Below are 15,245 nucleotides of genomic sequence, written 5' to 3'. Positions count from 1 at the left end.
AAGCAGCGAATTAGGGTGGCACCGCGAAGATGGAACTCTCGTCCCTTACTACGGTCGTAGTATGTGGATGAGAGTTTTTTGCTATATTCCAAGGTACATAACAAGTCCATATCTCATCGGTATTAAGATAACGGTTTTTGCCGTTTCTAATAAATGATATAGCCATGCTCAGGAGGGAGAATTCCATGTTCAAAGTATTAGTGTCCGACCCGATTAGCGACTTCGGGATTCAGAAGCTTGTTGATGCACAAGACATTATAGTCGCAAAGCAAACAGGATTGTCGGAGGATGAACTGATCAATATTATCGCTGATTATGATGCTCTGCTCGTTCGCAGCCAGACTCGTGTCACAGCACGCGTCATGGAGGCTGGCAAGAAGCTTAAAGTTGTGGGCCGCGCCGGAGTTGGCGTTGACAATATTGATCTGCAGGCAGCTACCCAACGCGGAATTATCGTTATCAACGCCCCTGATGGCAATACCATCACAACGTGTGAGCATGCTTTTGCCATGATGATGGCATTATGCCGTCATATCCCGCAGGCTTACACAAAGACAATCAATGGAGTGTGGGATCGCAAGACATTCCTTGGGGTTGAGCTGATGAACAAAACTCTTGGCGTGCTTGGTATGGGCCGTATCGGCAGCGAGGTTGCTAAGAGAGCGAAGGCATTTGGAATGGAAATCATCGGATACGATCCCTTCATGACAGAAGATCGAGCAGAAAAGTTAGGGGTCAAACTCGGCACTGTTGATGAGATTATTCGCACAGCTGATTTCCTGACGGTTCATACGCCGTTGACATCTGAAACGAAGCATATGATTGCTCGTCCACAATTCGAGGTCATGAAACGCGGCATGCGCATTATTAACTGTGCACGCGGTGGAATTATTGATGAAATGGCACTTGTAGAGGCAATCGATGAAGGCATTGTGGCAGGCGCCGCATTTGACGTATTTGAGGTAGAACCTCCACAGCCTGACCATCCGTTCTTGAGTCATCCTAAAATCATCGTAACGCCGCATCTCGGTGCCTCCACTGTTGAGGCGCAGGAAAATGTTGCTGTCGATGTTTCAGAGCAAGTGCTGCGCATTTTGCGCAATGAGCCGTTCAAAAATGCGGTGAATATGCCGCCAGTTGCTCCGGCAGTTTTAAAAAAGATCCAGCCTTACTTCACACTCGCCGAGAAACTCGGACAATTTGTTTCTCAAATGACAAAGAGTCCCATTCTAGAAATCCTTGTGAGCTACTCTGGCGAGCTGGCTGAGGTCGATACCCAAACGATAACCAGACATATTGTCAAAGGTGTTCTCACGCAGCATCTTGGCACTGATGTGAACATTGTCAACTCTGTGCATCTTGCTAAAACGCGTGATATCAATATTATCATTCAGCAATCTCACGTAGCGAAGGGATTTACAAATCTGTTATCTGTTACATTGAGAACCAATACAGAAGAGCGCTTGGTGGCTGGTACGTTATTGAACGGTTATGGCGAACGAATCGTACAAATCGACAAGTACCCTGTAGACCTCTCTCCAGAGGGACATCTGCTCCTCATTTCACACGATGATAAGCCTGGTGTTATCGGAATAGTAGGTACACTGCTTGGAACGAACGATATTAATATCGCCACCATGCAAGTTGGTCGTAAAATTGTCGGAGGCTCAGCCATTATGGTGCTTTCCGTCGACAAAGCCATTCCAAAAGAGGTAATTGCGAAGCTGAAAGAATCTGCAGATATTAAAAAAGCCAAGGAAATCGTATTATAATCCGAATTATCCTATGAATCGAGGAGAATAGTTCGAATTGTTCCACGACCATCAAGATTAATCGGAAAATTGTGCCCTCGTCTGACATATCTTCCAGTACTCATTCTACAAAAAAACACCCAATTGCACACAAGTTGCGCAATTGGGTGTTTTGTGTCAGTTCGTGGACTTAACGGGCTGAACAGGCAGTGCAATAGAAAACGTTGTTCCTTTCCCTAATGTACTGTCTACTCGGATGTGTCCCTGATGTGCCTCAATAATATTTTTTACTATGGCAAGACCTAGTCCCGTACCGCCTGAAGGACCGCGCTTGCGCGCTTTATCTGCCTTATAGAATCGTTCAAATACATAGGGTACATCCTCTGACGGTATGCCCTGTCCATGATCTTCTATATGAATCCACAGCCACTCATTGTCCGTACGTTCCGTCCGAATATGTATCGGCTGGCCTTCGGATGAGTGACGAAGCGCGTTATCCAGCAGATTCGTCAGCACTTGCTCAAGCCGATCCTCATCAGCTTCAGGAAGAACAGAATCCATCGCTTCAAGCTGCACTTCGATCGGAATATTGCGTTCCTTAGCCAACACAGCAAACTTCCGATACACTCGTGATGCAAGTTCATGCACATCGGTTTGAGCTTTGTGCATTGGTAAATGTCCAGCCTCCATACGGGCTAGGTCCAATAGATCCTTGACCAGTCTGCCCATTCGCAATGACTCGTCATGGATAACCTGCACAAGCTCCCTGCGCTCTTCTGGTGAGGTTGCAATATCATCCAACAACGCTTCACTATAGCCCTGAAGCATCGATAGCGGCGTGCGAATTTCATGGGATACATTTGCCACAAAATCTTTGCGCAGCTTCTCAAGCTGCACTTCTTCGGTTACATCCCGCAATACTGCAACTGCACCACGAACACGGCTGTCTGCATGCAATGGCCCCATTACAACAGACCATACCTGCTGCTTCACATGAACACGAGTCGTTACCTCCCGAGCCTCCGAGATCACCGTATGAAATATAGGTCTCAACAGCTCCGGCACTCCTGATGCTTCTGCCGTTTCCTCTTCGAGCGCCCAGTCCATTCCGTTCCAGCGGCTCATAACCGATTCTCCGTGCGGATTCGCAAGCAGCACCTGCCCTGCTGCATCAAAGGTAATAACAGCGTCAGTCATGCTTCGCAAAATGCTGGCTAAGTGTTCCTTCTCATGCTGCAAATCTAATATAGTGGAGTTCAGCTCTTCCGCCATATGGTTGAACGTGCGAGACAACTCCCCTATTTCATCAGAGGAACGAAGTGTCACACGTGTAGAATAATCGCCTTGACGGATCGTATCGGCTGCCTGTTTCAGCTTCCGAAGCGGCTGCGTAATTTTCGTGAAAAGGAAGAACGCAAAAAAGGTTGTTAGTGAAAATCCGATTATGGCTGTGTACACAAACAACTGCTTAATATCGTTTGGATGGGCGAAATTGCTATCAATATAATGCAGCAAATACAACCCTAAAATGATGAGAACAAATGCAACAAGACCAATAATGGTCATCCACAGCTTCCCAACAATACTTCTCCAGAATTTCACGTTATTTTGGCACCTCGAGCTTGTAACCTACACCCCATACCGTAGTGATCATAGTCGCTGCTTCCGGTGATACCTTGTTCAGCTTCTCACGCAGCCGCTTCACATGCGTATCCACGGTGCGAAGATCACCAAAGAATTCATAATTCCATACATCCTTCAGCAGTTCTTCTCTAGAGAACACCTTGTCCGGTGATACTGCCAAGTAATGCAGCAGCTCATATTCCTTCGGCGTCAAGCTGATTTCCTGACCTCCTGCTGTTACACGATGAGCATCATGTTCAATGACGAGATGAGGAAATACAATGTTGTTGCTTGCTTTCGGATCGTTTGTCAAAAAAGCTGTCGCCGATGAACGTCGCAGCACTGCCTTCACTCGGTAAATAACCTCGCGTGGGCTGAATGGCTTGACAACATAGTCGTCTGCACCAACTTCGAAGCCCTGTACCCGGTTAATCTCTTCCCCCTTAGCTGTCAGCATAATAACAGGTGTAGCCTTGACTTGTCTCAAACGCGTACACACTTCAACGCCATCGATCCCTGGCAGCATTACATCCAGAAGAATGAGATCATATTCTTCACTGACAGCCATTCGGAGCGCCGCTTCTCCGTCCTCTGCTTCTTCAATTTCAAAACCTTCTTTTTCAAGGTACATTTTCAACAGTCGGCGAATCCGTTCTTCATCATCGACGATCAAGATTCGATTCACTTGCTCGGACATGTGTGACTCCCCTTTCACCATAAAAGAAAACCCCCAGCGAAGCCAAATGCGGCTGCAATTGACGAGGTTCATAGTTCTAGCTGTAATATAAGCAGGCAACACGAAGGATACCCCTTTCGTAGTTGCCTTCATACTTGGCTCTATTATAGCAAAAATGTGAACGACTGGGGTACACCTAGTTCAGCAATCCCAGCCGTTTCTAAATTTTTGCCCATTATTAACGCAATTACACGCCCGAGTAGGAGTGGAGCCCCGATATAACAAGGTTTACGCCTACGAGTGTAAACATGACAATGATAAATCCGATTACGGACATCCAAGAAGATTTGGTTCCTTGCCAGCTGCGTGCAAGACGCAAATGCAAATATGCGCTGTAGGCAAGCCATGTGACAAGCGCCCATACCTCCTTAGGATCCCACCCCCAAAATCTCGACCACGCAACCTGAGCCCATATCATTGCGAAAATAAGAGCACCTAATGTAAAGATCGGGAACCCGATAGCAATTGATCGGTAGCTGATTTCATCAACGGTCTCAGGATCAATCCCATTAAATAAAGGCTGAAGCGCCTTTGCGATTGGCTTGCGAAGCAGCAAACGGATCAAGCCGTATAAGATCAAGCCTGCAATGACGGACCACACGACCGTATTCAGCTTGCGGCCAGCTTGAACTCCCTTCATCCATCCCGGCGCCTCCATTAATGGAAGCTTCATCCCCAAGAAGGAAGGAACAGATTTCAACGTAGCTTCATCGCTCATATGCGGAGCAATCAGCGGCGGCATCGTATACGTGACCATTTCAAGCCCTGTTTCTATCTCACCGCCAGTTTTCACCGTTTCTACCTTTTGACCAATAACAACCTCATAGTTAGCAGCCCGGAAGCTGTACACTACAACGATAAAGCCAATGAATACTACGATGCAGCCCATCGTGAATTCGAGCCAGCGCTGCGGCTTCCGAGAGCTGCCTTCTTCCCAGCGAACTGTACGCAGCAAATAGAGAAGTCCTGCAACGAATGCTACGGCGAAGAACGCATAGCTTAAAGCCGACATCGTAACATGGAGCTTCAACCACACCGAGTTCAACTGTGGAATGAGCGGCTGCACCTCACTAGGAAAGACCGACGCATATGCCATCATTAAAAATGCCAGTGGTACTGCAAGCAAACCCAAAACGGTACTGCGATAAATCAGATATACAACAATAAATGCGCCGATAATCATCATCGACAAAAATGACATGAATTCATACATATTGCTAACAGGGATATGTCCAGCGTACGCCCAGCGACATCCAAAATAAACGATCTGGCTAATAAAGCCGAGTATCGTTACGCCAAACGAAATTGCCCCCCATCTCCGTTCAAAGCGAACCGGATCACGAGTCTTCATCTTACGGCCGGCAACAGTCACGACGTACAAAATAAAGGAAAGACAAAACAAGAAAAACGCAATAATATATGCGTCCTGACTCCATTGCAAAGTCACGCCTTATTCCCCCCACGATCGATCGATTTGGCATCTACTTCTATATGAACAGCTGCAAGTGCATTCGCTACTTCATTACGGATCCCATACCAGTTTTTGTTCGTGTGGGCACCGAGAAGTAAGCGCTTATCGTCAATTCGTAGCCATATGCGGCGATGCTGCCAGTAGAAGCCCATAACTAGACCGATCATGCTGATACCAGCCCCAATCCAGATGAGTGGCAGTGCCGTCTCCTTGCGAACAGTCATATAACTGATTGAATTTGTATAGATGACATCCTCCATGGATTCCAATCCGATCCGAAAATGCGGAATCGAGTCTGCCCCTAAGCTTTCTCTCAGCTTGGCATTGATATCATCCTGATGGAACTGATCCTTATCCTTAGGCAATGCGAAATACAAATAAGGCACGCCTTCGCTTGGCAGACTAGGCCCCTTAATCAGGAAGCTAAATGCAGGAGCGTTCGGATTTTGCGATTTTGTAGTCAATTCTCCATTTTTGCCGATTGCGAAATCCAAATACTTGCCAGTCAGCTTCAATGTATAGGGTCCTACCTGAAATTCCGTAGGCGTATTTTGCACTCGAAGTTCAAATTTACCATATACCTCGCCTGTATCCTCATTGCTCAACACCGGATTGACCGCAACAAGACGCGATTCAAAATCAGACTGATAAACCATAAGCCCTTCGTACTCAAGCGGCGAATTCAACTGTATGTTGTGCTGGGCTACCTTTTCCAGTATGGGTTCAATGCGAGGATCACCGCATTTGTCCACACATTTGAACAGCGTTGCCTTTGTCTCGAACAACTTCGGGATGATACGCCCTTCCTTAATGAACTGTTCCGGCATATCTTCCTCGCCATAATATTCAACTGTAAATTTATCATTACGCAAATAATAGGGAGTTCCGGGTATTTCACGAGCTTCTCCTTGCGGGAAACCATCATAATAATCGTAATGCCAGCCCGGGATGCTGCGTGCAAGTATGGCAAGCAAGAAAAGAATAAGGCCAATATGATTAATGTACGGACCCCAGCGGCTGAAGCGATTTTTCTCGGCCAGCAGCGCGACATCGTCCTTTATGACTCGATAGCCTTTCTTTTTTAAGACGACAGTTATCTGATCCAGCCAAGCTTCGGATTCCTTTTCTATGTTTCCTTCATAGACAATTCGTTGTCTGGAAATAAATTGCACATGCTTGCGTATTTTCTGCCGGTGCAAGGCACGGTATAGCGGAAGCACACGGTCTATACTGCAAATGACCAGCGAAGCACCGATCATAACTAGCAATGTAATGAACCACCAGGATTCGTATGTATGCGACAAACCAAGCATATAATAAATTTGGCCCAATGTGCCGTACGTGCTCTTATAATATTGTGTAGGATCGATGCTGAGAAATGAGCTTTCCTGTGGGTATATGGTGCCAAGAGATGCACCAACTAATGTAATGACGATAAGTATAACCGCCACTTTGACGGAGGAAAAGAAATTCCAAATGCGATCAATCCAAGACGGGCTCGCCTTCTGTGACTTTCGTGCCACCCCGTCATATCGCATTTCCAATACGGAATCTGTCTCATCCCCCTCATATAGCGGCTTGCCGCAGGCCTCACAGAGTACAGTTCCGACTGCATTCTGATGGCCGCATTCGCACTTTGTGTTCTCAAACCGCACAGCCTAGTCCTCCTCCTCTTCAAGCCCTATTCCTTCGCCATTTGCTCTAAATAGGTCTCTAGCTGGCTTGTAGTGACTTCTCCGGTATGAATAGCATGGACTTTACCATCTGGCTTAATAAAGAACGTCGTAGGCAATGGCCGAACACCGAACGCTTTGGTTACATTCTTTTTCGTATCGAGCAACATCGTGAAGTGAACTTTTACCGCCTTCATATAATTGTCCACAACAATGGCATCTTCCCCATAGTTAATGCCAACGACCTCTACATTGCGATCCTTCCAATCATCTGCCGCCTTTTGCAATGTCGGCATTTCCCGTTCACACGGTTCACACCAGGAGCCCCAGAAATTCAGAATGAGGAATTTCCCCTTGTAATCACTGAGTTGTACCGTATCTCCATTCAATGCATGAAGGGACAAATCTGGTATTCGGCTCCCCACCTCAGGATATGTAGGCTTGCTGTACGCATTGCTGATTGCAATCCCGCCAAGTATCACAATGACGGCTAATATGAGAACCTGGACTGTTTTGTTTCTTTTGCCCAATATCATCGCCCCTTCTTGATATGGTTCAATCGTTAGATTGAACTCTCGCTTTCTATGACATATTTCACACCCAGACAGCATAAATGCAACAATTGCATTACACCATCAACGACTATTATAATTCATAGAATAGCGGACATATCTTCCTCAATATGAAAATTATGTGTCACGATACAGGGCAGGGCTGCAATAAGATACGCAAAGCGGTCAATCGTTATTACGTACGCATAGTACGGTTGGACTTCATCTCCATACGGAGTTCATTCACTTCCGCTTTCGTCAACACACGATGCTTTCCGCGGGCAATTCCTTGAAGTGTAATATTGCCGAATTTCACCCGCTTCAGCTTGGTAACTGGGTGGCCAATTGCCTCGAACATGCGGCGAACCTGACGATTTCGTCCTTCGTGGATCGTTACACTGATTGTTGCAATATTGCGTTCCAGATCAACGTCATGGTACTCGACGGCCGCAGGCTGTGTGAAGCCGTCTTCAAGTTTAATCCCTTTTTTCAGTTGTTCCAGCTTGTCCCCATGTGGAACACCCTTGACTGTTGCATGATACGTCTTCTCCACATGATGACGAGGATGCATGAGCATATTTGCCAATTCACCATCATTCGTCAGCAGCAGCAACCCTTCTGTGTCGTAATCAAGACGTCCGATTGGATATACACGCGCACCTACGCCCTTCATAAAATCCATGACCGTCTTACGCCCCTCAGGATCAGAAGTACTTGTGATGACACCCTTCGGTTTATGGAAAGCCAGCACTATTTTATCGGACGCTACCGATATTGCTTTACCGTTAACGGTAATGACATCTACTGAAGGGTCGGCCTTCACACCCAATGTTGTCACAACCTCGTCATTCACTTGCACCTTACCTGCTTTAATAAGCTCCTCACACTTTCGACGCGAAGCGACGCCCGCGTTCGCCAAAATCTTCTGTAAACGTTCTTCCATGAATGTCTGTCACCTCAAACTATTATTTACCTGGATGAAGATAAAAGCCCGCGAACCAAGAAGGCGCGAGCTTGTCATTAACTTACATTATTCAAGCTAATATGATATTACCCTGTTATGAAGCCAAATACAAGAAAACAGACGACAATTGCTGCAATAAATCCAACTAAATCAGAGAATAATCCAACTTTAAGCGCATACCGGCCTTTTTATCCCTATAGCGCCAAAGTAAACGGTCAATACATAGATCGTTGTATCTGTACTGCCCTGTATCGTCGAAGCGATGCGTCCAATCATCGAATCAGGCCCATACATTTTAATCAGATCCGTCGTGAAGGCCAGTGAACCAGCGCCTGTAATCGGCCTCAAAAAAGCGAGCGGCATAACTTCACCGGGAATACCGACCCAATCAAGCAGCGGACGAAGCATACTAACCATCCAATCCATCGCACCTGATGCACGAAATACGCTGATTGCAACCATCATGCCAACTAAAGTAGGTATAATGTTGATTGAGGTTTGAAAGCCGTCCTTCGCTCCTTCAACAAACGTTTCATAGACGGGAACACGGCGAAAATAAGCATACAGCGGGATAAAAACAATAATAGCCGGTATGGCCCACGCGGATAAAGCTGAAACGAATGCATACATAACCGGACCATCCTTTCTATTTCAATGGAGTTGGAAGTATGGTCATGATGCAAAGTTGATATTGAAATGCATTAACTGACTGCAGTATGAGTCTCCGATCCTTGTGCCCCAGCAGACGGACTTGCGTCTGACTTAAATTGATGTGGCGGCGGCCGCTTCGCATCCCTTCTTCGATACCAGCGATCCGCGAAGATTGCCGCGAATGTAGCCACGATAGTCGCCAGCAGCGTTGTCCCTACAATTTCAGCGGGATTAGCTGAGTTGAAGTTCATTCTTATTGCTATTAAAGTAGTTGGAATTAGCGTAATACTTGACGTATTAATGGCCAGCAATGTGCACATCGCTGGAGTCGCCGTATCCTTACTTGGATTCAGCTTCTGTAATTCCTGCATAGCTCGTATCCCCATCGGTGTTGCAGCATTTCCTAGCCCAAGCAGATTCGCGCTCATATTCGACATAATAAAGCCAAGGGCGGGATGATTGCGCGGTACATCAGGGAACAAGTACCTTACGATTGGACCGAGAGCCTTGGCAAGCCGTTTCAGCAAGCCTGCATCCTCAGCAATCCGCATCATTCCCAACCAGAACACCATCACACTGATGAGGCCGAAGCTGACTGATACCCCCGTCTTGGCGCCTTCGAACACCGCCTCCGTCACGGCGTCAATCCGCCCTTGTGCTGCAGCTGCGATGAAGCCTACGAGTAGCATGAACATCCATATAGCATTTACAATAACAACCGTCTCCCTTCCCATGAGCCATCAAGCTGCACCGAATAAAGATCCGGTGACACGCTTCAACACCATCATCCACTTGTACAACAGGTTTCCCCCACTATCTGTGCTCAGCACTGCAGATGAATGTTTCGCTTCTCCAGACTGGCTTGATGCTGACGGATCTGGATTCATTTTGCGAACATTCACACTTGCTACAGCCTTATTATCCAGATACATCATCAAACGGCCTTGATGACCTAATTTCCCTTCGAGACTTCCGCTAACCGGAACCATTAACTTGGCAGATACCCTTGATTGCTCTCCCGTCTTAAGCGGATACGTAAGCGATGCCGCTGCCTGAAAAGGATGCCCATCAATTGGTTGGCCCTGCTCAACAATCTTTGATTGTGGATACGCGCGGAACCCGTAATTAAGCATATTTTTATGGTCTTCCCAGTCTCTTGAGTCATTCAAGGTAACCGCTACTAACTGTTGACCATTTCGTGTGGCAGAACTAACAAGACATCGCAGCGCGCCTTTTGTGTATCCCGTCTTCACACCATCTGCCCCTTCATACAAATGAAGCATTTTATTTTTATTTCCCCATACGTAATCCCATTTGTCGATGGAATTTGGTGCTTTCTTGGTACGGGTGCGTACAATTTCACGGAAGGTTGGGTTATGCAGCGCATAAGCAGTAATACGTGCTAGATCATTAGCCGTCGTATAATGGCCTTTTTCATCCAACCCATGCGGATTACGGAATTGAGTATGTTCCAGTCCGAGAAGCTTCGCCTTCTCATTCATTAAATGGACGAAGCCTTCCTCCGATCCTCCGACATGTTCGGCAATTGCAACAGCTGCGTCATTGCCTGATCGGAGCATAAGACCGTAAAGCAAGTGGTTCAAACTCATTTCTTCTCCTAGTCTTAAATAAATCGAAGACCCTTCCTTGCCAACAGCTCGTGAAGTAGCCTTCACCATATCCTCCAGCCGCCCATGTTCAATTGCTACAATTGCCGTCATCACTTTCGTCGTACTTGCCATTGGGAGTTCCTTATCACCATTATGGCTATAAAGCATTCTGCCTGATGCTACATCTATTAAGGCAGCTGCTCTAGCCGATGTATGTGGGGACGAGATTCGTGCTGTACCGGCTTCATTAGGCTGCTGTTGGACTTGCAGCGGGACAGACCACTCCTGTACAGCTTCGCGCTGTGGGCGTGAAGCGTTGCTGTCCAATGAAGGATCAGCTATTGCCATGCGTCCGTAGGACTTGTATGACAGAACCGCCCCCAATAAAACACACAGCACAATCATTTTACCAACTTGTCCTACGTATGGAAGCTTGCTCATGCGTTCCTCCTTTATCTGCATACCGGTCAAGTTGTTCCATATGTATGCTTGTTCGAGACCGAGTATGTCCATCACTTCGTCTATTGCAAGCAATCTCATCTGCTCTGAACGAAAAATAGCGTCAAGCTCCCGTTGACCGTAAGCGCCATTCCTCGGCAAAAACGGCAGCAACATTCAAGCCTGACGCCTAATTCATACCGGTCAAGATAAAATAATATCTTCGGCAGTCGTTGACCGCTCCTGCTTCTTAAACATGGAATTGATGCGATCACACACATTCGGAACTGCATCAATAATTTTCTCCAGCAGATGCGTTTGATTGTCAAGCGATACGACATGAATGCCTTGCTTGCCTACGACGAGAAAGGCTATCGGCGTAATGTAGACGCCGCCGCCGCTTCCGCCGCCGAACGGTTTCGAGCCATACACTGAGGTGGCATGTGGTTCATGATGATCAGTAGTTAATCTGTCATGTCTCTCCTCCACCCGAATGTCGCTTCCCCCTGCTGCAAACCCAAGTGCCACGCGGCTAATCGGCAAAATAACGCTGCCATCTGGCGTCTGTACAGGATCGCCTACGATTGCATTTGTATCTACCATGGCTTTTATATTGTTGAAAACTGCTTGCATTAAGCCCTCGATAGGATGCTCCGCCATGTTCGTAATCCTCCTTCTGCTCGAACGATGCGAATAATCAACTTGAATACAGCACTTATAGCGTGCACGATGCGAATTTTGGTTATACAAACAACCCTCGTGGAAAAGAATGGACAATGGAACTGCGGGTTTACTTCTAATTGTGGAAGACTGCGGAATTGAACATGATGTGACATTACACCCACCAGCAGACTTTTCAACGACCAGGAGGCGCCTGTTAAGAAACAGGCTGTTGCAGGATTGAGCAGCCCAATTTCAGTCTCCCAAGTAAACATGCTGCACTGAACGCGCTGAAGGGTTTGCTTTAACCATTGCGTAAGTTCATACGTATGGTGAAGAAAACGCTGTGCATTATGTACATACCTCTTTGCCTTCCTCTTATCCACTTGGGCCTTATCTCGGCTAGCATTACCTGTTCCGACATTGTCTTTTGCCTTTACACGAACGTGGAATCCTTCCTCTAAGTTAATAAACCGAATCGAGCGCCACTCGTATCTCCATCGGAACAGTCCATAGCATGCACGAATCAATAAGACAATTCGCTCATACTTTCCTGATTTATGAACGATGATTTTGCATTCAATGGACGAAAAGAAGAAGAAGACAAGCAAAACAGCTACCACGCCTCCAGCAATCGCCCATCCTAACATGTCATGCGCCTCCATTTCCTAAACTATCCGTATTATGGCCTTTCATCCAGTTGAGCATGCATGATCTTGAGCCAAGACTCTACAAACTTGGATAATCATGAAAAAACCCGCCTGCTACGAATGTGGTTCGTAGCAGACGGGCTGAAGTCGTCAGAGATGCGATGACGTTCATCCATAATAAGATTGTTCTCAATCAAAAATGAAAAAGTTCGCTTTTTAAGTATAAAGGTAACGTTTTAATAATTGTTTACAACGATAGATGGGAACTGTCGATAGACTGACCAGGCAGCAGTTCAATCCCATGAATGCCAAGCTTTTGCAGCTTCGCCACAAAGGCCGCACCGTCCTGTTGAATCGGCGGGAATGTGTTATAGTGAATCGGGATGACTACCTTCGCCTGTACCCATTGAGCAGCCAGCAATGCATCCTCTGGATCCATCGTGAAGAAGCTTCCAATCGGCAAAAAGGCGATATCCGGCTTGTAGCGATCTCCTATCAGCTTCATATCACTGAACAATGCAGTGTCCCCGGCATGATAAATCGTCAGACCACCCGTTTGCAGCACGATGCCAGCAGGGTTTCCCATATAAATATCCTGACCATTGACCGTAACGGAAGAGCTGTGCAGAGCAGGTACTAATTTGAGCACACCGAATTCAAAGGATGCAGACCCGCCCAAGTTCATGCCTACTGCTTGTGCCCCTTGTGTTTCCATATAGTTCGCAAGCTCAACCATTGCGATAATGGGTGCATTGCAGCGCTTAGCAATTGCCGCTGCATCTCCGATATGATCCCCGTGCGCATGGGTAAGCAGCACAAAATCAGCCTCGATACGAGCCGCTTCAACATCTGCTGCCGGGTTGCCTGTTAAGAAAGGATCAATGATAATACGATGCTGTTCGGTAACGAGTTGAATGCAGGAATGACCATGGAAATGAATTTTCAAAGCATTTTCCTCCTCATAATTGCATATTCAACAGCTTGTCCGCAGAAGTTACCTATCGGATCTCTTCCTCCTGATCAGCATAAACTCCTGCTTCCAATTGTTCTTCGACTTCCTTCACGTCTTCAATTGTTAATTGACGTCCATCTAACTTCTCGAATAATAGCTGGGTTTCCTCCTCTAATCCATCCATTTGTTCAAATGCAGAGGAATCCGGCAATTCTTTAAGCGTAGCCAATCCGAAATAATCTAAGAATGATTTTGTCGTTCCGTATAAAATAGGTCTTCCGATCGCTTCAGCTCGTCCAACCTCTTCAATTAATCCCTTGTTCGTTAATGTCTGAATCGCACGATCGGATTTAACACCACGAATCTCTTCGATTTCAACACGGGTTATCGGCTGTCGATAGGCAACAATAGATAAAGTCTCCAAAGCTGCTTGCGAAAGCGAGGAGCGCGAGGGCGAATATGCCATCCTTTCAAAATAAGGCGCATGTTCCGGCAATGTAGCCAGTTCATACATGCCTGCGATGGCAACAATTTGCAGCCCTCGCTTGGAACGCTCAAAATCCGCACGCAGGTCATTCACAGCTTCCTCTATAACCTCTGGACGCTGTTCTGTAATTTCAGATATTTGCTTGATGTTCAAGCCTTCATCTCCAGCCATGAACAGCAGTCCCTCAATAATCGACTTCAACGTCTGAAAGTCCATCCTCTGTGTCCACCTCCCCGCTCCATTGAATTACGATATCCTCAAAGAGGCTGTCCTGATAGCAGCGAACTTGCTTCATCTTCATCAGCTCCAGCAGCGCGAGAAAGGATACGACAATTTCCGTACGGGTTAGATGCTCGCCAATTAGGCTGGAGAACATCATCTTGCCTCCCCTGCCGAACGGACGGAGCGTATCAATAATACTCTTGATCCGATCCTTAACCGATATTTCATCCCGATGGATGGTAGCGACCTGAGCTCTGCGCGACGCTTTGCTAAGCGCCTTGCGGAATGCTGCAATCAGGTCGGATACATGTAGACCCTCAACCGGATTATCAGGAGCAGTCGGCATAAAAGGAGTCAAGTCCTCTGGTTCCTTGGAAAAAATCATGCTACGTTCTGTCTCGCGTTCCCGGAGATGCTCCGCAATTCCCTTGTACTTCCGATATTCAATCAATTTGCGTATTAGCTCTGCCCGCGGATCAGGCTCATCATCCACATAATCTTCATAGTCGTCCCATTCCATCACTGGAGGCTTAGGAAGCAGTTGCTGTGATTTCATAGACAGCAACGTTGCCGCCATCACGAGAAACTCACTCGTAATCTCGAGCTCCAATTCCTGCATATTGTGCAAATATTCCATATATTGATCGGTAATTTCGCTGATCGAAATATCTTGAATATTAATTTCCGCTTGGTCGATTAAATGCAGGAGCAAATCGAGCGGCCCTTCAAACTGTTCCAGCTTATACGTTACGGTCACCCCGTGATAACCTCCTGAGCAAAAAACAAATGTAGCGCCCTTTGAAAAA

General features: G+C 46.7%; 14 protein-coding genes, 1 pseudogene and 1 other annotated feature (1 of these 16 cut by a window edge). Of the genes and pseudogenes, 1 reads left to right on the top strand and 14 read right to left on the bottom strand.

Annotated elements, in window-relative coordinates; all coding sequences use genetic code 11:
• Positions 1–49, top strand: a binding site (T-box leader) (it extends 193 nt beyond the left edge of the window).
• 136 nt (positions 50–185) lie between these two features.
• Positions 186–1,772 (top strand): phosphoglycerate dehydrogenase, encoded by a 1,587-nt coding sequence (gene serA / locus PAV_RS13010; RefSeq protein WP_005546854.1) that lies wholly within the window; start codon positions 186–188, stop codon positions 1,770–1,772.
• A 156-nt stretch (positions 1,773–1,928) separates the two neighbouring features.
• On the opposite strand, the gene PAV_RS13005 is transcribed toward serA, so the two are convergent.
• The 14 genes and pseudogenes from PAV_RS13005 to PAV_RS12940 form a co-directional block, all read right to left on the bottom strand.
• Entirely contained in the window at positions 1,929–3,353 is a 1,425-nt protein-coding gene (locus PAV_RS13005; protein WP_005546852.1) for a sensor histidine kinase, read from the bottom strand.
• A 1-nt stretch (position 3,354) separates the two neighbouring features.
• On the bottom strand, positions 3,355–4,071 hold the full coding sequence (locus tag PAV_RS13000) for a response regulator transcription factor (RefSeq protein WP_040735941.1): 717 nt from the start codon (positions 4,069–4,071) through the stop codon (positions 3,355–3,357).
• A 226-nt stretch (positions 4,072–4,297) separates the two neighbouring features.
• On the bottom strand, positions 4,298–5,557 hold the full coding sequence (gene ccsA, locus PAV_RS12995; protein WP_005546848.1) for a cytochrome c biogenesis protein CcsA: 1,260 nt from the start codon (positions 5,555–5,557) through the stop codon (positions 4,298–4,300).
• Entirely contained in the window at positions 5,554–7,236 is a 1,683-nt protein-coding gene (resB, locus tag PAV_RS12990; RefSeq protein ID WP_005546846.1) for a cytochrome c biogenesis protein ResB, read from the bottom strand. Before resB ends, ccsA begins: the two co-directional genes overlap by 4 nt.
• Before the next feature lie 26 nt (positions 7,237–7,262).
• On the bottom strand, positions 7,263–7,790 hold the full coding sequence (locus tag PAV_RS12985; RefSeq protein WP_238555818.1) for a redoxin domain-containing protein: 528 nt from the start codon (positions 7,788–7,790) through the stop codon (positions 7,263–7,265).
• A 211-nt stretch (positions 7,791–8,001) separates the two neighbouring features.
• A complete protein-coding gene (locus PAV_RS12980) occupies positions 8,002–8,748 on the bottom strand; it encodes a pseudouridine synthase (RefSeq protein WP_005546841.1) in 747 nt (248 codons plus the stop codon).
• A gap of 107 nt (positions 8,749–8,855) precedes the next feature.
• Positions 8,856–9,399: pseudogene (locus tag PAV_RS12975) on the bottom strand (spore maturation protein).
• 71 nt (positions 9,400–9,470) lie between these two features.
• On the bottom strand, positions 9,471–10,133 hold the full coding sequence (locus PAV_RS12970; RefSeq protein WP_040735940.1) for a nucleoside recognition domain-containing protein: 663 nt from the start codon (positions 10,131–10,133) through the stop codon (positions 9,471–9,473).
• A gap of 27 nt (positions 10,134–10,160) precedes the next feature.
• Positions 10,161–11,645: a D-alanyl-D-alanine carboxypeptidase family protein gene (locus tag PAV_RS12965; RefSeq protein ID WP_005546835.1), complete on the bottom strand. Its 1,485-nt coding sequence runs from the start codon at positions 11,643–11,645 to the stop codon at positions 10,161–10,163.
• A gap of 27 nt (positions 11,646–11,672) precedes the next feature.
• Positions 11,673–12,128 carry a GerW family sporulation protein gene (gene ytfJ, locus PAV_RS12960; RefSeq protein ID WP_005546833.1) on the bottom strand — a complete coding sequence of 152 codons (456 nt, stop codon included), beginning with the start codon at positions 12,126–12,128 and terminating at the stop codon, positions 11,673–11,675.
• Positions 12,101–12,778 (bottom strand): DUF2953 domain-containing protein, encoded by a 678-nt coding sequence (locus PAV_RS12955; RefSeq protein WP_005546831.1) that lies wholly within the window; start codon positions 12,776–12,778, stop codon positions 12,101–12,103. Before PAV_RS12955 ends, ytfJ begins: the two co-directional genes overlap by 28 nt.
• Positions 12,779–13,025: 247 nt before the next feature.
• On the bottom strand, positions 13,026–13,724 hold the full coding sequence (locus PAV_RS12950; protein ID WP_005546829.1) for a metal-dependent hydrolase: 699 nt from the start codon (positions 13,722–13,724) through the stop codon (positions 13,026–13,028).
• Between the two features lie 52 nt (positions 13,725–13,776).
• The gene (gene scpB, locus PAV_RS12945) at positions 13,777–14,433 is read right to left on the bottom strand and encodes an SMC-Scp complex subunit ScpB (RefSeq protein WP_005546826.1); all 657 of its coding nucleotides are present in this window, start codon (positions 14,431–14,433) and stop codon (positions 13,777–13,779) included.
• A complete protein-coding gene (locus PAV_RS12940) occupies positions 14,402–15,196 on the bottom strand; it encodes a segregation and condensation protein A (RefSeq protein WP_005546824.1) in 795 nt (264 codons plus the stop codon). Before PAV_RS12940 ends, scpB begins: the two co-directional genes overlap by 32 nt.
• Between the last annotated feature and the right edge of the window lie 49 nt (positions 15,197–15,245).

This window comes from Paenibacillus alvei DSM 29 (assembly GCF_000293805.1).
Taxonomy (GTDB): Bacteria; Bacillota; Bacilli; order Paenibacillales; family Paenibacillaceae; genus Paenibacillus_B; species Paenibacillus_B alvei.
Note: the sequence above shows the minus strand (reverse complement) of the source record. Positions and strands in the feature narration are given on the sequence as shown.